The 20,349-nt window shown below is 74.1% G+C and carries 17 protein-coding genes; 6 read left to right on the top strand and 11 right to left on the bottom strand.

Annotation, left to right across the window (positions count from 1 at the left end; all coding sequences use genetic code 11):
* Positions 1 to 38: 38 nt before the first annotated feature.
* Genes IE321_RS08895 through IE321_RS08885 form a run of 3 tightly spaced genes read right to left on the bottom strand, consistent with a single transcriptional unit; the run spans position 39 to position 2,253 of the window.
* Entirely contained in the window at positions 39 to 1,028 is a 990-nt protein-coding gene (locus tag IE321_RS08895) for an asparaginase domain-containing protein (RefSeq protein WP_190222401.1), read from the bottom strand.
* Positions 1,028 to 1,354 (bottom strand): chorismate mutase, encoded by a 327-nt coding sequence (locus IE321_RS08890; protein ID WP_043219265.1) that lies wholly within the window; start codon positions 1,352 to 1,354, stop codon positions 1,028 to 1,030. The genes IE321_RS08895 and IE321_RS08890 overlap by 1 nt, the downstream gene beginning before the upstream one ends.
* An 11-nt stretch (positions 1,355 to 1,365) precedes the next feature.
* Positions 1,366 to 2,253, bottom strand: a complete 888-nt coding sequence (locus tag IE321_RS08885; protein ID WP_190222400.1) for a helix-turn-helix domain-containing protein — start codon at positions 2,251 to 2,253, stop codon at positions 1,366 to 1,368.
* Positions 2,254 to 2,348: 95 nt separating this feature from the next.
* On the opposite strand from IE321_RS08885, the gene IE321_RS08880 reads away from it, so the two are divergent.
* The gene (locus IE321_RS08880; protein ID WP_190222399.1) at positions 2,349 to 4,100 is read left to right on the top strand and encodes a glycoside hydrolase family 35 protein; all 1,752 of its coding nucleotides are present in this window, start codon (positions 2,349 to 2,351) and stop codon (positions 4,098 to 4,100) included.
* A 90-nt stretch (positions 4,101 to 4,190) separates the two neighbouring features.
* Here IE321_RS08880 and IE321_RS08875 read toward each other — a convergent pair whose 3' ends face one another.
* Positions 4,191 to 4,976, bottom strand: a complete 786-nt coding sequence (locus IE321_RS08875; RefSeq protein ID WP_043219260.1) for a S1 family peptidase — start codon at positions 4,974 to 4,976, stop codon at positions 4,191 to 4,193.
* A gap of 194 nt (positions 4,977 to 5,170) precedes the next feature.
* Between IE321_RS08875 and IE321_RS08870 the strand changes: the two genes are divergently transcribed.
* The 4 genes from IE321_RS08870 (at position 5,171) to IE321_RS08855 (ending at position 9,605) form a co-directional block, all read left to right on the top strand.
* Positions 5,171 to 6,076 (top strand): hypothetical protein, encoded by a 906-nt coding sequence (locus IE321_RS08870; RefSeq protein WP_190222398.1) that lies wholly within the window; start codon positions 5,171 to 5,173, stop codon positions 6,074 to 6,076.
* Positions 6,077 to 6,119: 43 nt separating this feature from the next.
* Entirely contained in the window at positions 6,120 to 6,878 is a 759-nt protein-coding gene (locus tag IE321_RS08865) for a methyltransferase domain-containing protein (protein WP_190222397.1), read from the top strand.
* A 51-nt stretch (positions 6,879 to 6,929) separates the two neighbouring features.
* Complete coding sequence (locus IE321_RS08860) at positions 6,930 to 8,399, top strand: ankyrin repeat domain-containing protein (protein ID WP_190222396.1); 1,470 nt, start codon at positions 6,930 to 6,932, stop codon at positions 8,397 to 8,399.
* Between the two features lie 315 nt (positions 8,400 to 8,714).
* On the top strand, positions 8,715 to 9,605 hold the full coding sequence (locus tag IE321_RS08855) for a tyrosine-protein phosphatase (protein WP_190222395.1): 891 nt from the start codon (positions 8,715 to 8,717) through the stop codon (positions 9,603 to 9,605).
* 71 nt (positions 9,606 to 9,676) lie between these two features.
* Here the strand turns inward: IE321_RS08855 and IE321_RS08850 are convergent, their stop codons facing one another.
* The 5 genes from IE321_RS08850 to IE321_RS08830 form a co-directional block, all read right to left on the bottom strand.
* Positions 9,677 to 10,294: a TetR/AcrR family transcriptional regulator gene (locus IE321_RS08850; RefSeq protein WP_043219254.1), complete on the bottom strand. Its 618-nt coding sequence runs from the start codon at positions 10,292 to 10,294 to the stop codon at positions 9,677 to 9,679.
* Positions 10,295 to 10,355: 61 nt separating this feature from the next.
* On the bottom strand, positions 10,356 to 10,865 hold the full coding sequence (locus IE321_RS08845; RefSeq protein ID WP_190222394.1) for a pyridoxamine 5'-phosphate oxidase family protein: 510 nt from the start codon (positions 10,863 to 10,865) through the stop codon (positions 10,356 to 10,358).
* A gap of 58 nt (positions 10,866 to 10,923) precedes the next feature.
* Complete coding sequence (locus tag IE321_RS08840) at positions 10,924 to 11,301, bottom strand: VOC family protein (RefSeq protein WP_190222393.1); 378 nt, start codon at positions 11,299 to 11,301, stop codon at positions 10,924 to 10,926.
* A gap of 99 nt (positions 11,302 to 11,400) precedes the next feature.
* Complete coding sequence (locus tag IE321_RS08835) at positions 11,401 to 12,120, bottom strand: VWA domain-containing protein (protein WP_043219247.1); 720 nt, start codon at positions 12,118 to 12,120, stop codon at positions 11,401 to 11,403.
* A gap of 1 nt (position 12,121) precedes the next feature.
* The gene (locus IE321_RS08830) at positions 12,122 to 12,718 is read right to left on the bottom strand and encodes a PadR family transcriptional regulator (RefSeq protein ID WP_051841600.1); all 597 of its coding nucleotides are present in this window, start codon (positions 12,716 to 12,718) and stop codon (positions 12,122 to 12,124) included.
* 92 nt (positions 12,719 to 12,810) lie between these two features.
* Here IE321_RS08830 and IE321_RS08825 point away from each other — a divergent pair, with 92 nt between their 5' ends.
* Positions 12,811 to 13,947, top strand: a complete 1,137-nt coding sequence (locus IE321_RS08825) for an LLM class flavin-dependent oxidoreductase (protein WP_043219245.1) — start codon at positions 12,811 to 12,813, stop codon at positions 13,945 to 13,947.
* A gap of 70 nt (positions 13,948 to 14,017) precedes the next feature.
* On the opposite strand, the gene IE321_RS08820 is transcribed toward IE321_RS08825, so the two are convergent.
* Both IE321_RS08820 and gltB read right to left on the bottom strand, forming a co-directional pair.
* Positions 14,018 to 15,478 (bottom strand): glutamate synthase subunit beta, encoded by a 1,461-nt coding sequence (locus tag IE321_RS08820; RefSeq protein WP_043219243.1) that lies wholly within the window; start codon positions 15,476 to 15,478, stop codon positions 14,018 to 14,020.
* On the bottom strand, positions 15,471 to 20,045 hold the full coding sequence (gltB, locus tag IE321_RS08815) for a glutamate synthase large subunit (RefSeq protein WP_190222392.1): 4,575 nt from the start codon (positions 20,043 to 20,045) through the stop codon (positions 15,471 to 15,473). The genes IE321_RS08820 and gltB overlap by 8 nt, the downstream gene beginning before the upstream one ends.
* Positions 20,046 to 20,349: the final 304 nt, after the last annotated feature.

Below are 20,349 nucleotides of genomic sequence, written 5' to 3'. Positions count from 1 at the left end.
TGGTGGGGAGCGCGGCCCGGGCGGCGGGGGCGGAGCGGTCAGGCGAGGCCGGTGCCGTCGAGGTGGGCGAAGGCGGCGGTGATCCGGGGCCGGTCGTATCCGCCGGGTCCCGCGGCGCCGCTGGAGACGAGCGCGGCGAGCAGCAGCCGGGCCTTGGCGGGGTCGAGCGGGCCGGCCGGGATGAGGCCGTGGTGGATCAGGTCGTACTCGGAGCCGGGGCCGCGGTACGTCCGGCTGAGTCCGGTGCCGGCTCCCGTGCGGGAGGCGAGGACGACCGGGACGCGGCGGGCGAGTGCGGCGAGGGGTTCGACGAGCCAGGAGGGGGCGTGGCCGGCGCCGAAGGCGGCGACGACGAGGCCCTGGAAGCGGTCGTCGACGGCGGAGAGGAGGTCGCCGCGGTCGCCGAGGGTGAGGGTGAGCAGGGCGATCCGGACCGCGGGGTCGTAGGAGAGCCGGCAGGGGGCGGTGGGCACGGTGGGGCGGAGCAGGATCCGCGGGGTGCCCTCGACGACGCTGCCGAGGGGGCCGGCGCCGGGCGAGGCGAAGGTGGCGACCGAGGTGGTGTGGGTCTTGCGGGCGTGCCGGGCGGCGTGGATCTCGTCGGCGAGGACGACGAGGACGCCGAGGCCCCGGCAGGCGGGGTCGGCGGCGACGGCGAGGGCGGCGGCGAGGTTGGCGGGGCCGTCGGCGCCGGGGAGGTCGGGGCGGCGCATGGCGCCGGTGACGGCGATGGGGGCCCGCTCGGTGGGGCAGAGCAGGTCGAGGAGGAAGGCGGTCTCCTCCAGGGTGTCGGTGCCCTGGACGACGACGACGCCGGAGCCGGCGGCCACGGTCTCGTTCACCTCGGCGGCGAGTGCGGCGAGGTCCTCGGGGGCGAGGGAGGAGGAGGGGAGCCGGCGGAAGTCGCGCAGCTCGACGTCCTCGGGCGCGCCGAGCGCGGCGAGCACCTCGGGGCCGGTCATGCGGGCGGCGTCGCCGCCGCGCGCGGAGATGGTCCCGCCGAGGGTGAAGACCGTGACGCGGCTCATCAGCGCGCTCCGTCCGCGATCGTCTCGTGGTGGCGGATGACCTCGGCGATGATGAAGTTGAGGAGCTTCTCCGCGAAGGCCGGGTCGAGTCGGGCGCTCTCGGCGAGTTCGCGCAGCCGGGCGATCTGGCGGGCCTCGCGGGCCGGGTCGGCGGGCGGGAGCTGGTGCTCGGCCTTGAGGACGCCGACCTGCTGGGTGCACTTGAAGCGCTCGGCGAGCATGTGGACGACGGCGGCGTCGATGTTGTCGATCGACTCGCGCAGCCGGGTCAGCTCGGCACGGACGGCGGGGTCGATGGCGCTGGAGTCGTTCGCGGTGTCGCTCATGGTCAGCGAGCTTAGACGGAGTCTCCGGTGAGGGTGGGCGGGTGTTCGGGATCCGGTACGCGGTCGCTCCAGCCGCCGTGGACGGCGCGGCCCTGCTGCTCGCGGAAGCGGACGGGGGCGAGACCGACCCTTCGGGTGAAGAGCCGGGAGAAGTAGGCGGGGTCGTCGTAGCCGACGCGGCGGGCGACGGAGGCGACGGGCAGTTCGGTGGCGGCGAGGAGTTCCTTGGCGCGGCCGAGGCGGACGGTGAGCAGGTAGTCCTTGGGGCTGCAGCCGGCGGCGCGGCGGACGGCGGCGCGCAGCTCGGCGGGGGTCATGCCGTGCCGGGCGGCGTGTTCGGCGACGGAGAGCGGCTGGAAGGCGTCGCGGGCGAGGCCGGTGAGGACGGGGTCGCCGTCGGCGTCGGTGTCGGCGCGGCCGCGGCGCAGGGCGACGAGGAGCTCGTGGACGGCGGCGGCGGTCTCGACCTCCAGGAGCGGGTTGCCGGGGCGGGCGGCGCGGGCGATCCGGCCGATGGCGGCGCGGGCGGGGGCGGCGTCGGCGAGGGGGACGACGGGCCGGTCGGGTTCGATGTAGCCGAGTTCGGTGTAGGTGGCGGCGGCGGGTCCGGTGAAGTCGACGAAGGACTCGTCCCAGCCGGTGGCGGGGTCGGCGCCGTAGTGGTGGGGGACGCCGGGGGTGAGCCAGAGCAGGGCGGGGGCGGCGACGGGGGTGCGGCGGCCGTCGGCGGAGCGGTACCAGCCGCCGCCGGCGGTGACGACGACGGCGACGTGGTGGTCGAGGGTGCGGGGGCCGACGACGGGGAGGCGGCCGTGCTGGAGTCCGACGCCGAGGCAGACGAGGCCGAGGCGGTGGTGGACGGGTCCGGGCGTGAAGTAGCGCATCCAGGTGTGGTACATCCGCCGGCCTGCCCTTCCGCCCGTCCTTCTAAGGTCCAAACTGCGACGATCTTTGTCCATGGACCGGCTCGCCGCCAGGGGGTGAGGGTGGGCCCATGAGCACGTTCGCTGTGGGTGACGAGGACTTTCTGGTCGACGGGCGGCCGGTGCGGCTGCTGTCGGGGGCGCTGCACTACTTCCGGGTGCACGAGGGGCACTGGGAGCACCGGCTCGGGATGCTGCGGGCGATGGGCCTGGACTGCGTCGAGACGTACGTGCCGTGGAACCTGCACGAGCCGGAGCCGGGCCGGTGGGCGGATCCGGAGGCGCTGGGGCGGTTCCTGGACGCGGTGGCGGCGGCCGGGATGCGGGCGCTGGTGCGCCCGGGGCCGTACATCTGCGCCGAGTGGGAGAACGGCGGGCTGCCGCACTGGGTGACGGGGCCGCTGGGGCGGCGGGTGCGGACCCGGGACCCGGAGTTCCTGGCGCCGGTGGAGCGGTGGTTCCGGCGGCTGCTGCCGCAGGTGGTGGAGCGGCAGGTGGACCGGGGCGGTCCGGTGGTGATGGTCCAGGTGGAGAACGAGTACGGGAGTTACGGGAGTGACGCCCGCTATCTGGAGTGGCTGGCGGGGTTGCTGCGGGAGTGCGGGGTGACGGTGCCGCTCTTCACCTCGGACGGGCCGGAGGACCACATGCTGACGGGCGGTTCGGTGCCGGGGGTGCTGGCGACGGCGAACTTCGGCTCGGGCGCGAAGGAGGGGTTCGAGGTGCTGCGGCGGCACCGCCCGTCGGGGCCGCTGATGTGCATGGAGTTCTGGTGCGGCTGGTTCGACCACTGGGGCACGGAGCACGCGGTGCGGGACGCGGCGGACGCGGCGGACGCGCTGCGGGAGGTCCTGGAGTGCGGGGCGTCGGTGAACGTCTACATGGCGCACGGCGGCTCGAACTTCGGCGGCTGGGCGGGCGCGAACCGCTCGGGTGACCTGCACGACGGGCGGCTGCTGCCGACGGTGACCTCGTACGACTACGACGCGCCGGTGGACGAGCGGGGGCGGGCGACGGAGAAGTTCCACCGCTTCCGGGAGGTGCTGGCGCCGTACGCGGCGGGGCCGCTGCCCGAGGTGCCGGAGCCGCCGGCCCGGCCGGCGGCGCCGGTGCGGGCGGAGGCCGCGGAGTGGGCGCCGCTCGGGGCGGTCCTGGCGGAGCTGGGCGGCGAGGAGCGGGAGACGGGGGTGCCGCCGGGCTTCGAGGAGCTGGGCGTGGACCGGGGTCTGGTGCGCTACCGCTTCGCGGTGCCGGGTCCCCGGCAGCCGTATCCGCTGCGGGTGACGGGGCTGCGGGACCGGGCGCAGGTGTGGGTGGACGGCGTCTTCGCCGGGGTGCTCACCGAGGAGGAGGCGGTGCTGCCGGAGCCGGTGGCGGGTCCGGCGGTGGTGGAGCTGTGGGTGGAGTCGCTGGGCCGGGTGAACTACGGGCCGCGGCTGGCCGAGCCGAAGGGGATCACCGGCGGGCTGCTGCACGAGCGTCAGTACGTGCACGGGGTGCGGGCCCGGGGGCTGCGCCTGGACGCCTTCACGGCGGAGGCGGTGGGCCGGGTGCCGTTCCGGCCGGTGGCGGAGCGGAGCGGGGGGCGGGGCCTGTACCGGGCCTCGGTGGAGGTCGCGGGTGCCGGGGACGCGGAGCTGCGGCTGCCGGGCGCGGGCCGGGGCTTCGTCTGGGTGAACGGCTTCTGCCTGGGCCGGCACTGGCCGTCGGCGGGCCCGCAGGAGGGCCTGTTCGTGCCGGGTCCGGTGCTGCGGGAGGGCGCGAACGAGGTGTGGGTCCTGGAGGTGGAGGGGGCCGGGCCCCGGGCGGTGGAGCTGGGCTGAGGGCGGGGACGGGGCCCGTGGAGCCGGGCCGGGGGCGGGGACGGGAGGGGCCCCGGGGCGCTGTGCCGCCCCGGGGCCCCCGTCCGTGGGTTACAGCGTGGCCGCGGCCGACTTGATCGCGGCGGCGAAGGTCGAGACCTCCGTGTAGACGCCGGGGTAGCCGGCCCGGGCACAGCCCTCGCCCCAGCTCACGATGCCGACCTGGATCCAGGCGCCGGCGTTGTCCTTGCGGAACATCGGGCCGCCGGAGTCGCCCTGGCAGGTGTCGACCCCGCCCTGGCTGTAGCCGGCGCAGATCTCCTCGGACGGGACGAGGTCGCTGCCGTAGGCGGACTGGCAGGAGGCGTCCGACACGAAGGGGACGTTGGCCTTGAGCAGGTAGCGCTGCTGCGCGCCGCCCTCGCGGGCCGCGCCCCAGCCGGCCACGGTGAAGGTGCCGCTGTTGTAGGCGGTGGTCTCGGCGATCTTCAGGGTGGGCAGCGAGGTGATGGGGCTGGCGAGCTTGATGAGGGCCCAGTCCTTGCCCTTGCCGTTGTAGCCGGGGGCCTGGAGGACCTTGGTGGAGCGGACCTTGATGGCGCTGCTCGACTGGAGGTCGACGACGCCGGCGGTGGCGGTGATGGAGGTGTTGTTGCCGGAGCCGCTGACGCAGTGGGCCGCGGTGAGGACGACCTGCGGGCTGATCAGGGAGCCGCCGCAGCCCATGGACAGCCTGACCATCCAGGGGAACTCGCCCTGGGCGGCGCGGGTGCCCCCGACGACCGGGGCGGGGGCCGCGGTGGCGCTGGAGACGGGCTGGAGGCTGAGGGCGGCGAGGGCGACGGCGCCGGCGGCGGCGAGTTTCTGCAGGGTGCGGACGAGTCGGTTCTTCTGCACGGTCTGCCTTCTCTCGTGGGGGGTTCCTGCATGGGGGGTGCGGCCGTGACGGCGGGTCGCGCACGCCATCGCAATGACATGCGCCCGTCAAGGCATGTCCGGATTATGGACAGCCCTCAACTGCCGTCACAAGGAAGCCTTTTCGGCCAGCCACCCGGGTCGGACCGTACAGTGGGAGCGGGGGTGGAGCGCGCATGACGGACCGCCACAGGGCCGACCGGGTCGGCGAGGACGCCCACGGGGTGCGGCACGGCTTCCCCCACCGGGAGGCCGTACGGGCCTCGCTCACCGTGCTCTGGCGCCGCCTCGGCCCCGACGGCGTCGGCCGGTACGCCACCAGCGTGGCCGCCGCCGACGTGACCCTCTCCCCCGGCGAGGACCCGCTCCTCGGCGCCACCCGGGTCGCCGGGGTCCTGGTGCGCCACCTGCTGCTCCCGGAGGCCCGGATGGTGGTGTCGTTCCGCGCGATGGAGCACGCCGCCACCGTCGAACTCGCCGCCGGGCCCGAGTACTTCGTCGAGCTCAACGCCCGCTTCCGGACCCGCCCCCGGGACATCGGAGCCGCCCTCGCCCACGAGATCACCCACGTCCTGCTGCACCGCCTCGGCCTGGGCTTCCCCGACACCGGGCGCAACGAGATCCTCACCGACGTGGTGACCGCCTACCTGGGCGCGGGCTGGCTGCTTCTCGACGCCTTCCGGCAGGACGGCGCCGAGAGCCAGAAGCTCGGCTACCTGACCCCGGAGGAGTTCGGCTGGGTGCTCGCCCAGCGGGCCGAACTCTTCGGCGAGGACCCCTCGCCGTGGTTCAGCAGCGCGGTCGCCTACGAGGCGTGGCGGCGGGGCCGGGCCGAGGCCGACCGGGAGCGGCGGCTGCCCCCGCTGGCCGGGGCGGGCTGGGCCGACCGGCGCCGGTACGTCCGGCAGCGGCGCCTGGGGCGGGCCGCGCCCGGCGCCCCCTACGCCTTCGACGGCGGCGCGCCCGCGAGCGCCGTCGCCTTCCCCTGCCCCGTCTGCCGGCAGCGTCTGCGCGTCCCCGCCGGCCGCACGCTGCGCGCCCGCTGCCGGCTCTGCGGGACGGTCCTCGACTGCGCCGGGTAGAAATGACCGCGACTCCCCCGCGCCCGTCGGCGACCATACGGACATGAAGCGGACTTTCGAGGAACTGGTGGCGGAGGCCGAGGCGGCCCCCATGGAGGGCTGGGACTTCTCCTGGCTCGACGGGCGGGCCACCGAGGAACGGCCCTCGTGGGGCTATCAGCGGCTGCTGGGCGAGCGCCTCGCCGCCGCCACGGCCGCGCTGGACGTCCAGACCGGCGGCGGAGAGGTGCTCGCCGGGGCGGGAGGGCTGCCGCCGCTGATGGCGGCGACGGAGTCCTGGCCGCCGAACGTCGCCACGGCGACCCGGCTGCTGCACCCGCTCGGCGCGGTCGTCGTCCACGACGAGGACGAACCGCCGCTGCCCTTCGGCGACGCCGCCTTCGACCTGGTCGTCAGCCGCCACCCGGTGACCGTGTGGTGGGCGGAGGTCGCGCGCGTGCTGCGGCCCGGCGGCACCTACCTCTCCCAGCAGGTGGGCCCGGCCAGCGTCTTCGAGCTGGTCGAGTACTTCCTCGGGCCGCAGCCGCCCGAGGTCCGCCGCGCCCGGCACCCCGAGGACGCCCGGCGGGACGCGGAGGCCGCCGGTCTGGAGGTGGTGGACCTGCGGGTGGAGACGCTGCGGACCGAGTTCCTGGACGTGGGGGCCGTGGTCTGGTTCCTGCGCAAGGTGATCTGGATGGTGCCGGGGTTCACCGTGGAGGCGCACCGCGACCGGCTGCGCGAGCTGCACGAACGGATCGGCCGGGAGGGCCCGTTCGTGGCACGGACCGCCCGCTTCCTGATCGAGGCGCGCAAGCCCTGACCCGCGGGGTCGGATTTGCGCCGGAAGGCGACGGCGGGTCAGGGTCGGGGGATGAGCACGCTGTTCGACGCCATCGGCGCCGGGGACGAGGACGCGGTCGTACGGGCGCTGCGCGGGGGCGCCGACCCGGAGGCCGACGACGACGGGGAGACCGCCCTCTACCTGGCGGCGGTCGCCGACGAGCCGGGGATCGTCCGGCTGCTGCTCGCCGCCGGTGCCGACCCCGGCCGGGTGAGCGGCCCGGACGGCGGCGACCTGCCGCTGTGCGGGGCGGCCTGCGGCGGCCACGCGGGCACCGTGCGGGAGCTGCTCGCCGCCGGCGCCCACCCCGCCCTCCAGGAGGAGTTCGGCTTCACGGCCCTCGCCTGGGCGGTACGGCTCGGCCACGCGGAGACCGTACGGGCGCTGCTCGACCTGGGCGCCGACCCGGTCCGCCCCGGCCCCGACGGGCTGGCCCCGCTGACGGCGGCGGCCCGGCGCGGCTCGACCGCCTGCGTACGGGCGCTGCTCGACCACGGGGCGCGGGGCGCGGCGCCGGCGCTGCGGGAGGCGCGGCGCTGGATCGGCGTGGACATGGCGGCCGAGCTGCGGCGCGGCCTGGTGGCCGGGAACGGCGGCGGGGAGACCTACGAGGCGGTGGTCCGGCGGGTCCGCGAGGACGGCGGGGTGACCGTGGTGGTCGAGCTGCTGCGCGAGGACGGCCGGCCCGGGCGCGGCGACGAGCGGCAGACCGGGCACGCGGCCGTCGCCACCCTCCTGGAGGCCGCGCTCGGCCGGACCACCCCGCACGAGGAGCTCGCCGCGCGGGCGCTGCGCTGCGGGGACCCGGAGCTGGACGACTGGACGACGGCGGTGGCCGGACTCGCCGGGCGGGCCGACGAGGAGACCTTCGCGGCCGCCGCCGCCTGGTGCGCCTACCGCGATCCGCTGCGGCAGGCGCTCGGCGTGCGGGTCCTCGGCGCGCTGCCGGGGTTCGCGGCGAGCGCGGTGCCGGTGCTGCGGCGCTTGGCGGCGGAGGCGGCCGGCCCCGCGCGGGAGCCGGTCCTGTCGGTGGTGACGGCGCTGGGGGCGTGCGCGGAGCCGGCGGCGGTGCCGGAGCTGCTGACCGCCGCGGACCATCCGGACCCGGAGGTGCGGCGGGCGGTGGCGGGCGCGCTGGCCGGGATCGTGCCGGCCGGGGACATGGCGGCGCTCGGGGTGCTGCTGCGGCTGAGCCGGGACGGGGACGCGCGGGTGCGGGACTGGGCGGTGCTGGCCCTCGCCGAGCTGCCGGACGACACACCGCTGGTGCGGGAGGCGCTGGCGGAGCGGCTCGCCGACCCCGATCCGGAGACGGCGGCGGAGGCGGCCCGCGGCCTGGCGATCCGGCAGGACCCGCGGGCGGTGGACGCGCTGGCGACGGTCCTCGCGGACGGCGAACCGGACGGCGCGCCCCGGGAGACGGCGCTGGCCGCCCTGGAGTTCGTGCGCGACGCCCGGGTCAGGACCCGCCTGGAGTGGGTCCCCCCGCGCCGCCGCTGACCGCACGGGGAGGCCCGCTCGGCCGGCCTCCGTCACGGCCGTGCGCGGCGGGCCCGGGCTCGGCGGGGCGGTGAGGGCGTAGGCGCCGGCCCCGCGAAGTGCGCGAACTCCACGACGGGTTCAGCACTGCCGAACCGCGCACCGAACCGCGCACCGTGCCGCGCCTCCTGATCGGCGCCACCGCCCGCCCGCGGGCCGCGACCCGCGGGATCTCCTCGACGGACCGGTCGCCGCACCCCTCCCGCACGGCGGTGCCGGGCTGCTACCTTCCCCTCGATGTCACCTAACTAATGTTTGGTGGAAAGGAACTCCGCCATGTCTCTGTCGAGACGCGCACTGCTGAGCACCGCCGGCGCCACCGCCGTCCTGGCCGCGGTCGCCCCTCCGGCCGCCGCCCGCCCCAGGACCGGCACCCCGATCCGCCAGATCCCGCTCCAGGGCGCGGTGAACGTCCGCGACCTGGGCGGCTACCCCACCTACGACGGCGAGCGGGTCCGGCACGGCCTCGTCTACCGGAGCGACCACCTCGGGAAGCTCACCGAGGCCGACCTGGTCACGCTCGCCGGGCTCGGGCTCGCCCGGGCCGTCGACTTCCGGATCCCCATGGAGGTCGGATACGACGGCGCCGACCGGCTCCCCTCCGGGGTCGCCGCCGTCGCCCGGCCGATCACCGACAACGGCCTCTTCGGACAGCTGATGGCCGCGATCGGCTCGCGCGACCCGGTCCTCCAGGAGCGGATGCTCGGCGACGGACGGGCGGCGGCCTTCATGGCGGACGTCTACCGGACCTTCGTCACCGACGCGGCGAACCGGGCCGCCTTCGGACGGACCCTGCGCGAACTCGCCGCTCCCGGCACCGGCCCGGTGCTCTACCACTGCACCTCGGGCAAGGACCGCACCGGCTGGACCAGCTGGCTGCTCCTCCGGCTCGTCGGCGTGCCGGAACGGTCCGCCACCGAGGACTACCTGGCCTCCAACACCCTCCGCGCCGCCCACGACGCCCGCGTCCGCGAGGGCCTCAGGCAGAGCGGCATGATGCGGAACCCGGAGCTGATCGTGCCCCTCCAGGAGGTCCGCCGGGAGTACCTGGACGCGGCCCTCGACGAGGTGCGCGCCGGCTACGGCGGCCTGTACCGCTATGTGACGGCCGGCCTGGGCCTGGACCTGCGCACCGTGGCGGGTCTGCGGGAGCGGCTGGTCGGCTGACGCGGGTGCGGCGCGGCCCGTGCGGGGGCCGCGCCCGCCCGCGTACCGCGAGGACGCCGCCCCGCCGGGTGTCAGCCGCCGACGGCGATGCCGTCCAGGACCATCGACAGGTACTGGCGGGCGATCTCGTCGGGGCTGTGGCGCCCGCCCGGCCGGTACCAGGAGGCCGCGACCCAGACGGTGTCGCGGACGAAGCGGTAGGTCAGCCGGATGTCGAGGTCGGCGCGGAACACCCCGTCCGCCACGCCCCGCTCCAGGGTGCCGAGCCACGCCTTCTCGAACCGGCGCTGCGAGTCGGCGAGGTAGTGGAAGCGCGGCAGGTCGGTGAGGTGCCGGGACTCCTTCTGGTAGATGGCGACGGCGGCGCGGTGCCGGTCGATCTCCCGGAAGGACTCGGTGACCAGGGCCTCGATGGTCTCCCGGGGGCCGAGACCGGCGGCGAGGACGGCGTCGTACCCCTCCCAGAGCTCGGTGAGGAAGGTCGAGAGGATCTCGTCGAGCATCGACTCCTTGGAGTCGAAGTGGTAGTAGAGGCTGCCGGCGAGCATCCCGGCGGCGTCCGCGATCTTGCGGACGGTGGTGGCGTTGTAGCCCTGGGCGGCGAACACCTCGGCGGCCGTGTCGAGGAGTTCGCGGCGCCGCTCGGGCGCGGCGGCGTTCGCCTGGTTCTTCTTCTTGGTCGCTGACACCCGCCCATTGTCGTCCCCGCCGGGCGCGCCGTCGGCGGCGGTGTCGCCCGCGCGTCCGCCGTCACGCCTCGCGCGGCGGCGCGTCGTCGTTGCCCCGCCGCAGGGTGCGGGGCGCGCGGCCGGGCCGCCAGGTGGTGAAGCAGATCTCCTCGCCGTCCACCCAGGTCCGCACCACCTCTGCGGGCTCCACCCGGAAGAGGTGGAAGGGCGACGGCGCCCCGGCCTCGGCGGCGTACCGCGCGAGCGCGTCCGGGTCGGTGACCTCGACGGCCCGTCCCGAGATCCGCACGTCCCCGCCGCCCATGCCGGTGCCGGCGCCGGGGTTGGCGAGCAGCGACAGGCGCGGGTCGCGGCGCAGGTCGAGGGCCTTGCGGGAGTTCGGCATCATGCCGAGCCACAGCTCGCCGTCCCGGAAGTCGGCCTCGATGCCGCTGAGCCGTGGCGCGCCGTCCTTCCTGAGGGTGGCGAGGGCGTGGTGGGTGTACTGCCCGAAGCGCTCCCGCACGGTGGCGGCGAGCGCGGGCTCGGCGGCCTCGAAGGCCGCCCAGGTGGTGGTTCCGGTGTCTGTCATGACTCCAGCAGACACCGGATACCCGACATCCACGGTCCGGATTGCTCCGGCCGGTTCCTCAGGAGGCCGCGCGCTCCGCCCGGCCGCGCTCCACGCAGAACTCGTTGCCCTCCGGGTCGGCCAGGGTCGCCCAGCCGGTCCCGTCGGGCTTCCGGTGGTCGCCGACCAGGGTCGCGCCGAGGGCGAGCAGCCGCTCGACCTCCTCGTCGCGGGTGCGGTCCTGCGGCTGGATGTCGAGGTGGACGCGGTTCTTGACCGTCTTCGGCTCCGGGACCCGGATGAAGAGGAGGCCGGCGCCCTCGGACTCCACGAGGGCCTCGGGGTCACCGGGCCGGTCGTCGTCGGAGACCTTGCCGTTCAGCACCTCCGCCCAGAATCCGGCCAGGGCGTAGGCGTCGGCGCAGTCGATGGTCACGTGGCGTACGAGAGAACTCATGCGCCCATGGTCCCGGCCCGGCCCGCCCCCGGCCACCGCGTTTCCGGCGGGCCGTCGGGACCGTGTCACGGCGCCCTTCGCCCCCGGCGGCGGCGCGGTTCAGGAGCGGACGATGCCCTGGGCGCGGGCGGCGGCGAGCCAGCGGGGGAACTCGGCGACCAGCCGGTCGTACAGCTCCGCGTCCGCGACCCGGCCGGGGTCCTTCCCGGCGTGGAAGAAGCCGGAGTTGTCGACGCAGCGGCGCTCCGGGACGGCGAGTTCGTCGAGCCGGCGCAGGAAGTCGAACTGCTTGCTGCCGGGGTCGCCGAATCCGACGAACTGCCAGAACAGCGGCAGCCGGGCCGCCTTGCACACGTACCGCTCGGCGGCGAGCCGGTTGATCGGGCCGCCGTCGGTCTGGAAGACGACGAGGGCGGGCGCGGTGGACCCGCTGTCGAGGTAGTGGTCGATGACGGCGTCCATGGCGAGGTGGTAGCTCGTCTTGCCCATGTGGCCGAGGCCGGCGACGATCCGCGCCACCCGGCCCTGGTGGTCGTCGAGCCGGATCTCGGTCTCGGCGTCGACGTCGGTGGAGAAGAAGACCACCGGCACCCGGCCGTCGTCGTCGAGCTGCGCGGAGAGCCCGAGGACCCGGTCGGCGAGGGCCTGGACGCTGCCGTCGTGGTAGTACGGCTTCATCGAGCCGGAGTAGTCGACCACCAGGTAGACGGCGACGCGCTGCCCGTCGACGCCGTTCCGGCGCAGCGACTCCCCCGCCGACTTGTAGAGGCTGACCAGCGCGGGCGCGGTCTCCTCCACCTTGCGCAGGCTCAGTGCCATGTCAGCGCTCCCCCTCGGCTCTCTCGATGTCGGCGAGCATGGCCTCGGCCAGGTCGCGTTCGGCTGCGTAGTACCGCTCGGCCCAGGTGAGGGTGAGCCGCGGGTAGGCCCACGCCTCGTCGGCGCCGGCCTCGGCCGCGTCGGCGGCGGCGCGCCGGCGCAGGGTCTCGGACCGGTCGCGGTGGCCGGTCAGGACCTCCCGGACGCGGTCGGGTGCGAGGAGGTGGCCGAGCCAGAGCCGCAGCAGTGGTCCGTGCTTGAGGACGGGCGGATCGACGGGGGCGGTTCCCGCCCAGGCTCGGACGGCGGCCAGGCCCGCGTCGGTGATCCGGTAGTTCCGCTTGTCGCGGCTGCCGGACTCGGGGGCGACCAGCCGGGAGGTGGCGTAACCGGCCGCCTCCAGGCGGCGCAGCTCGCTGTAGATCTGGCTGAAGGACGGGCTCCAGTAGAAGAGTCCGAGCGAGCGGTCGGCCCACTTCTTGCAGTCGTAGCCGGACAACTCCCGTCCGAAGGAGAGCAGTCCGAGCACCGCCCAGCTGGTCGCGGGAAGCGCGGGGAGCTCGGGGAGCCCGGGCACGGTCGTGTCGTCGTCCTCCACGGACCGCAGTGTACGGCTCTTCCTCCCTTCCCCCGTGCCTGCTAGAAGTACTTCGGATAGGCATACGAAGCCGTCAACGGGAGGAGCAGCCCGTGAAGTTCTCCATGATCTTCGAAGCACAGCTCGTCGACCCGACCCCCGCCCGCGAACGGCAGGTGATCCACGACTGCGTCGAACAGGCCGTCCTCGCCGAGGAGATGGGCTTCGACCGGATCTGGGCGGTGGAGCACCACTCGCTCGTCCGCTACGCGCACATGAGCGCCTCCGAGATCTTCCTGACCTGGGTGGCGGCCAGAACCGAGCGGATCCGCATCGGCCACGGCGTGGTCACCCTGCCGTTCGGCTACCAGCACCCGGTCCGGGTCGCCGAGCGGACCGCGATGCTCGACGTGCTCTCCGGCGGCCGGGTCGACATCGGCGCCGGCCGCGGCGCGACCCGCCAGGAGATGCGGATGTTCGGGGTGCGGCCGGAGGACACCCTGCCGCAGACCGAGGAGGCGCTGCGGATCCTCGCGGCGGCCTGGCGCGAGGAGGAGTTCCGCTGGAACGGCACCCTCGACATCGGCCCCGGCACGGTCCTCCCCCGTCCCGTCCAGGCCCCGCACCCGCCCCTCTTCATGGCCTGCTCGCAGCACGACTCGCTCCGCCGGGCGGCCGAACTCGGCATCGGGGCGCTGGTGATGGGCTTCTCCGGCGCCGAGGACGTGGCCGCCATGCGGCGGGTGTACGACCGGGCCCGCGCCGCCCGGGACGGCTCCCGCTTCGTCTCCACCGAGGTCAACGACCACTTCTCGGCGCTCTGTCCGACGATCGTGCTGGACGACGCGGCCCGCGCGCTGCGGCTCGGCACCCGCGGCCAGCGCTTCTTCGCCGAGTCGATCGCCCACTGGTACGGCGGCGGGCCCGTGCCCACCGGGTACGCGGAGGACGAGGACCACACCGGCGCGCTCGCCGAGCAGCGGGAGAAGCTGGTGGCCCGGCTGCACGAGGCGGACATCCCGGCCCGGCCGGTGGACACCGGCACGTACAACACCGACCACGCCTACGGCGACGCGGAGACGGCGATCGCCTATGTGGAGCGGCTCCGGGAGATCGGCGTCGACGAGGTGATGTGCCTGATCCAGATGGGCACGGTGCCGCAGGAGGTCTGCCTGGAGACGATCCGGCAGTGGGGCGAGCGGGTCATCCCGTGCTTCCGCGCCCGGACGCGCGGCGACGCCCGCCCCTGAGTCCTTGGTCGGGGACGGGGCGGGCGTCGCTCGGTTCCGCACGTCGTTGTACGGGACATCCAGGGGCGCGTCAGACCAGCAGGGACCGGTCCGTCGGGCGGATCGGGGCCGGCAGGGAGCTGGCGCCGGTCAGGTAGCGGTCCACACCGCGGGCGGCGGAGCGGCCCTCGGCGATGGCCCAGACGATGAGGGACTGGCCGCGGCCGGCGTCACCGGCGACGTACACGCCGTCGATGTTGGTGGCGAAGTCCGCGTCGCGGCCGATGTTGCCGCGCTCGTCCAGGGCGAGACCGAACTGGGAGACCAGGCCGTTGGCCACGTCCGTGCCGGTGAAGCCCATGGCGAGGGTGACCAGCTGGGCGGGGATCTTCCGCTCGGTGCCCGGCTTCTGGGTCAGCTTGCCGTCGACGAACTCGACCTCGATGAGGTGGAGGAACTGGACGTTGCCGTCCGCGTCGCCCTCGAAGTGGGTGGTGGAGACGGAGTAGACCCGCTCGCCGCCCTCCTCGTGCGCGGAGGTGACCTTGTAGAGCATGGGGAAGGTCGGCCAGGGCTGGCCGGCGTTCCGCTCCTCGCCCGGCTTCGGCATGATCTCCAGCTGGGTGACGGAGGCCGCGCCCTGGCGGTGGGCGGTGCCGACGCAGTCGGCACCGGTGTCGCCGCCGCCGATGACGACGACGTGCTTGCCCTCGGCGGTGATCGGCGCGGCCACGAAGTCGCCCTCGACGACCTTGTTGGCGAGCGGCAGGTACTCCATCGCCTGGTGGATGCCGTTCAGCTCCCGGCCCTGGACCGGCAGGTCGCGGGCGGTGGTGGCGCCGGCGGCGACCACGACCGCGTCGAACCGCTTGCGCAGGTCGGTGGCGGTGATGTCGCGGCCGACCTCGACGCCGGTGCGGAACTTGGTGCCCTCCGCGCGCATCTGCTCGATGCGGCGGTTGATGTGGCGCTTCTCCATCTTGAACTCGGGGATGCCGTAGCGCAGCAGGCCGCCGATGCGGTCGGCGCGCTCGTACACGACCACGGTGTGGCCGGCCCGGGTCAGCTGCTGGGCGGCGGCGAGGCCCGCCGGGCCGGAGCCGATGACGGCGACGGTCTTGCCGGAGAGGCGGTCGGGCGCCTGCGGCTTGACGTCGTTGGCGTCCCACGCCTTGTCGATGATGGAGACTTCGACGTTCTTGATGGTGACGGCCGGCTGGTTGATGCCGAGCACGCACGCCGACTCGCACGGAGCCGGGCACAGGCGGCCGGTGAACTCCGGGAAGTTGTTGGTGGCGTGCAGGCGCTCGGACGCCGCCGACCAGTCCTCGCGGTAGGCGTAGTCGTTCCACTCGGGGATCAGGTTCCCGAGCGGGCAGCCGTTGTGGCAGAACGGGATGCCGCAGTCCATGCAGCGGCCGGCCTGCTTGCTGATGATCGGCAGCAGGGAGCCGGGGACGTAGACCTCGTTCCAGTCGCGGACGCGCTCCGCGACGGGGCGGGTCTCGGCGACCTCGCGGCCGGTGGTGAGGAAGCCCTTCGGGTCAGCCATGGGTCGCCGCCTCCATCATCTTCTCGGTGGTCTCCTGCTCGGAGAGACCGGCGAGCTCAGCGGCGTCCTTGGCGGCGAGCACTGCCTTGTACGTGGTCGGGATGATCTTGCTGAAGCGGCTCACCGCCGCGTCCCAGTCGGCCAGGAGCTTCTCGGCCACGGTGGAGCCGGTCTCCTCCTGGTGGCGGCGCACGACATCGTGCAGCCACGCCTTGTCGGCGTCCGACGGGGTCTCGATCGCCCCGTGGTTGCCGGAGTTGACGTTCGACCGGTCGAGGTCGACGACGTAGGCGACGCCGCCGGACATGCCCGCCGCGAAGTTGCGGCCGGTCTCGCCGAGGACGACCGCGGTGCCGCCGGTCATGTACTCGCAGCCGTGGTCGCCCACGCCCTCCGAGACGACCAGGGCGCCGGAGTTGCGGACGCAGAAGCGCTCGCCGGTGCGGCCGCGCAGGAACAGCTCGCCGCCGGTGGCGCCGTACGCGATGGTGTTGCCCGCGATGGTGGAGTACTCGGCCAGGTGGTCGGCGCCCCGGTCCGGGCGGACGACGACGCGGCCGCCGGAGAGGCCCTTGCCGACGAAGTCGTTGGCGTCGCCCTCCAGGCGGAGGGTGACACCGGCCGGCAGGAAGGCGCCGAAGGACTGGCCGGCGGAGCCGGTGAAGGTGAGGTCGATGGTGTCGGCCGGGAGGCCGGCGCCGCCGAACTTCTTCGTCACCTCGTGGCCGAGCATGGTGCCGACCGTGCGGTTGATGTTGCGGATCGCGACCTGGGCGCGGACCGGCTGGGCCTGCTCGGCCGAGGCGGCGTTCAGGGCCTCGGCGGCGAGCTGGATCAGCTCGTTGTCGAGGGCCTTCTCCAGGCCGTGGTCCTGCTCGACCAGGGCGTGGCGGACCGCGCCCTCGGCGAGCTCGGGCACGTGGAAGAGCGGCTGCAGGTCCAGGCCCTGCGCCTTCCAGTGGGTGACCGCGCGGCTGGTGTCGAGCAGCTCGGCGTGGCCGACGGCCTCCTCGATCGTGCGGAAGCCCAGCTCGGCGAGGAGCTCGCGGACCTCCTGCGCGATGAACTCGAAGAAGTTGACGACGTACTCGGCCTTGCCGGAGAAGCGGTCGCGCAGGACCGGGTTCTGGGTGGCGATGCCGACCGGGCAGGTGTCGAGGTGGCAGACGCGCATCATGACGCAGCCGGAGACGACGAGCGGCGCGGTCGCGAAACCGAACTCCTCGGCGCCGAGCAGCGCGGCGATGACGACGTCGCGGCCGGTCTTGAGCTGGCCGTCGGTCTGGACGACGATCCGGTCGCGCAGGCCGTTGAGCAGCAGCGTCTGCTGGGTCTCGGCGAGGCCGAGCTCCCAGGGGCCGCCCGCGTGCTTCAGCGAGGTCAGCGGGGAGGCGCCGGTGCCGCCGTCGTGGCCGGAGATGAGGACGACGTCCGCGTGGGCCTTGGACACGCCGGCCGCGACCGTGCCGACGCCGACCTCGGAGACCAGCTTCACGTGGATGCGGGCCTGCGGGTTGGCGTTCTTGAGGTCGTGGATCAGCTGGGCCAGATCCTCGATGGAGTAGATGTCGTGGTGCGGCGGCGGCGAGATGAGGCCGACGCCGGGCGTCGAGTGACGCGTCTTGGCGACCCACGGGTAGACCTTGTGGCCGGGCAGCTGGCCGCCCTCGCCGGGCTTGGCGCCCTGGGCCATCTTGATCTGGATGTCGTCGGCGTTGACCAGGTACTCGGAGGTGACGCCGAAGCGGCCGGAGGCGACCTGCTTGATCGACGAGCGGCGCGCCGGGTCGTACAGGCGCTCCGGGTCCTCGCCGCCCTCACCGGTGTTCGACTTGCCGCCGAGCTGGTTCATGGCGATGGCGAGGGTCTCGTGCGCCTCCTGGGAGATGGAGCCGTACGACATGGCGCCGGTGGAGAAGCGCTTGACGATCTCGGAGACCGGCTCGACCTCGTCGACGGAGATCGGCGTGCGGCCCTCGCTCGCGAAGCCGAACAGGCCGCGGAGCGTCATCAGGCGCTCGGACTGCTCGTTCACGCGGTCCGTGTACTTCTTGAAGATGTCGTACCGCTTGTTCCGCGTGGCGTGCTGGAGGCGGAAGACGGTCTCGGGGTCGAAGAGGTGCGGCTCGCCCTCGCGGCGCCACTGGTACTCGCCGCCGATCTCCAGCGCGCGGTGCGCGGAGGCGATGCCGGTGGCGGGGTACGCCTTGGCGTGGCGGGCGGCGACCTCCTTCGCGACGACCTCCAGGCCGGCGCCGCCGATCTTGGTGGCGGTGCCGTTGAAGTACCGGCCGACGAACTCCTCGTCGAGGCCGACGGCCTCGAAGACCTGGGCGCCGCGGTAGGAGGCGACCGTGGAGATGCCCATCTTCGACATGACCTTGAGGACGCCCTTGCCGAGGGCGTAGATCAGGTTGCGGATGGCCTGCTCGGGCTCGACGTCGCTGAGGAAGGTGCCGGCGCGCAGCAGGTCCTCGACGGACTCCATGGCCAGGTACGGGTTGACCGCCGCGGCGCCGTAGCCGATGAGCAGGGCGACGTGGTGGACCTCGCGGACGTCACCGGCCTCGACCAGCAGGCCCACCATGGTGCGCTGCTTGGTGCGGATGAGGTGGTGGTGGACGGCGGCGGTGAGCAGCAGCGACGGGATCGGCGCGTGCTCGGCGTCGGAGTGCCGGTCGGAGAGGACGATCAGGCGGGCGCCGCCCTCGATGGCCGCGTCGGCCTCGGCGCAGATGGCGTCGATGCGGGCGGCGAGCGCCTCGCCGCCGCCGGAGACCCGGTAGAGGCCGGAGAGCGTGGCGGCCTTCATGCCCGGCATGTCGCCGTCGTGGTTGATGTGGATGAGCTTGGCCAGCTCGTCGTTGTCGATCACCGGGAAGGGCAGGGTGACCGAGCGGCAGGAGGCCGCGTTCGGGTCGAGCAGGTTGCCCTGGGGGCCGAGGGAGGAGCGCAGCGAGGTGACGAGCTCCTCCCGGATGGCGTCCAGCGGCGGGTTGGTGACCTGCGCGAAGAGCTGGGTGAAGTAGTCGAAGAGCAGCCGGGGGCGGGCGGACAGGGCCGCGATCGGGGAGTCCGTGCCCATGGAGCCGAGCGGCTCGCCGCCGGTGCGGGCCATCGGGGCGAGGATGACGCGGAGCTCTTCCTCGGTGTAGCCGAAGGTCTGCTGGCGGCGGGTGACCGAGGCGTGGGTGTGCACGATGTGCTCGCGCTCGGGGAGGTCGGAGAGTTCGATCTCCCCGGTCTCCAGCCACTCGGCGTAGGGCTGCTCGGCGGCGAGGCCGGCCTTGATCTCGTCGTCCTCGATGATGCGGTGCTCGGCGGTGTCGACGAGGAACATCTTGCCGGGCTGGAGGCGGCCCTTGCGGACGACCCGGGCGGGGTCGATGTCGAGGACGCCGACCTCGGAGGAGAGGACGACGAGGCCCTCGTCGGTGACCCAGTAGCGGCCGGGGCGCAGACCGTTGCGGTCGAGGACCGCGCCGACCTGGACGCCGTCGGTGAAGGTGACGCAGGCCGGGCCGTCCCAGGGCTCCATCATCGTGGAGTGGTACTGGTAGAAGGCGTGCCGGGCCGGGTCCATGGAGTCGTGGTTCTCCCACGCCTCGGGGACCATCATCAGGACCGAGTGCGGCAGCGAGCGGCCGCCGAGGTGGAGCAGCTCCAGGACCTCGTCGAAGGAGGCGGTGTCGGAGGCGTCCGGCGTACAGATCGGGAAGATCCGGTCCAGGCCCTTGCCGTCGCGGCTCTCGCCGAAGACGTCGGAGGCGAGCTGGGCCTCGCGGGCGGTCATCCAGTTGCGGTTGCCCTTGACCGTGTTGATCTCGCCGTTGTGGGCGACGAAGCGGTACGGGTGGGCGAGCGGCCAGCTCGGGAAGGTGTTGGTGGAGAACCGGGAGTGGACGAGGGCGATGGCGGAGGCCAGGCGCCGGTCCGACAGGTCCGGGAAGAAGGGCTCCAGCTGGCCGGTGGTCAGCATGCCCTTGTAGACGATGGTGCGGGCGGAGAGCGACGGGAAGTACGTCGCGGCCTCGCGCTCGGCGCGCTTGCGCAGCACGAACGCCTTGCGGTCCAGGGCGATGCCGGTGGACTCCCCGTCGGTGACGAAGAGCTGGCGGAAGACCGGCATGGTGGAGCGGGCGGTGGCGCCGAGCAGGGCGGGGGCGACGGGGACCTCGCGCCAGCCGAGGACGGTGAGGCCCTCGTCGGCGGCGATGGTCTCGATCGCGGCGGCGCTCTCGTCGGCGGTGTCGACGGGGAGGAACGCGGTGCCCACCGCGTACGCGCCGGCCTCGGGCAGCGCGAGGTCGGTGACCTCGCGGAAGAAGGCGTCCGGGACCTGGAACAGGATGCCGGCGCCGTCGCCGGAGTCCGGCTCGGAGCCGGTGGCGCCGCGGTGCTCGAGGTTGCGCAGTACGGTCAGCGCCTGCTCGACCAGCGCATGGCTGGCCACACCGGTGAGGGTGGCCACGAACCCGACACCACAGGCGTCGTGCTCGTTACGGGGGTCGTACATGCCCTGGGGGGCGGGGCGACCGTCCATGGGCGACCAGGCGTCGGAACGCATCGGCTCTCCCGTCGTCGTCGTGGCTGGGGGCACCTCCCAGACCACGTCTGGGGGAGCTGCTGCCGAGGGACGACGTTGGCCCTCCGCGAAATTTCGTGCAGGTTACATGATGGAGTGCTTCTCGCCTAGCGGATAGCTCGTTCCAGCATGCGGACACCTCCGACACGGAGCGGTGGTGTGCGTTCACCTGTTTTCTCGGGGTGCGGGGGCAGCGACGGCACCGTGACTGCTCCGCGGGGGACGGAACCGGACCGGTCCGTCGGGGAAGGGCTTCGTTGCCCCACGACGCTTCTGCCTCTTTCCC

It is taken from the genome of Streptomyces hydrogenans, assembly GCF_014656075.1.
In the GTDB taxonomy this organism is placed as follows: Bacteria; Actinomycetota; Actinomycetes; order Streptomycetales; family Streptomycetaceae; genus Streptomyces; species Streptomyces hydrogenans.
The sequence above is the reverse complement of the archived record's forward strand: the minus strand, read 5'-3'. Positions and strand labels throughout refer to the sequence as shown.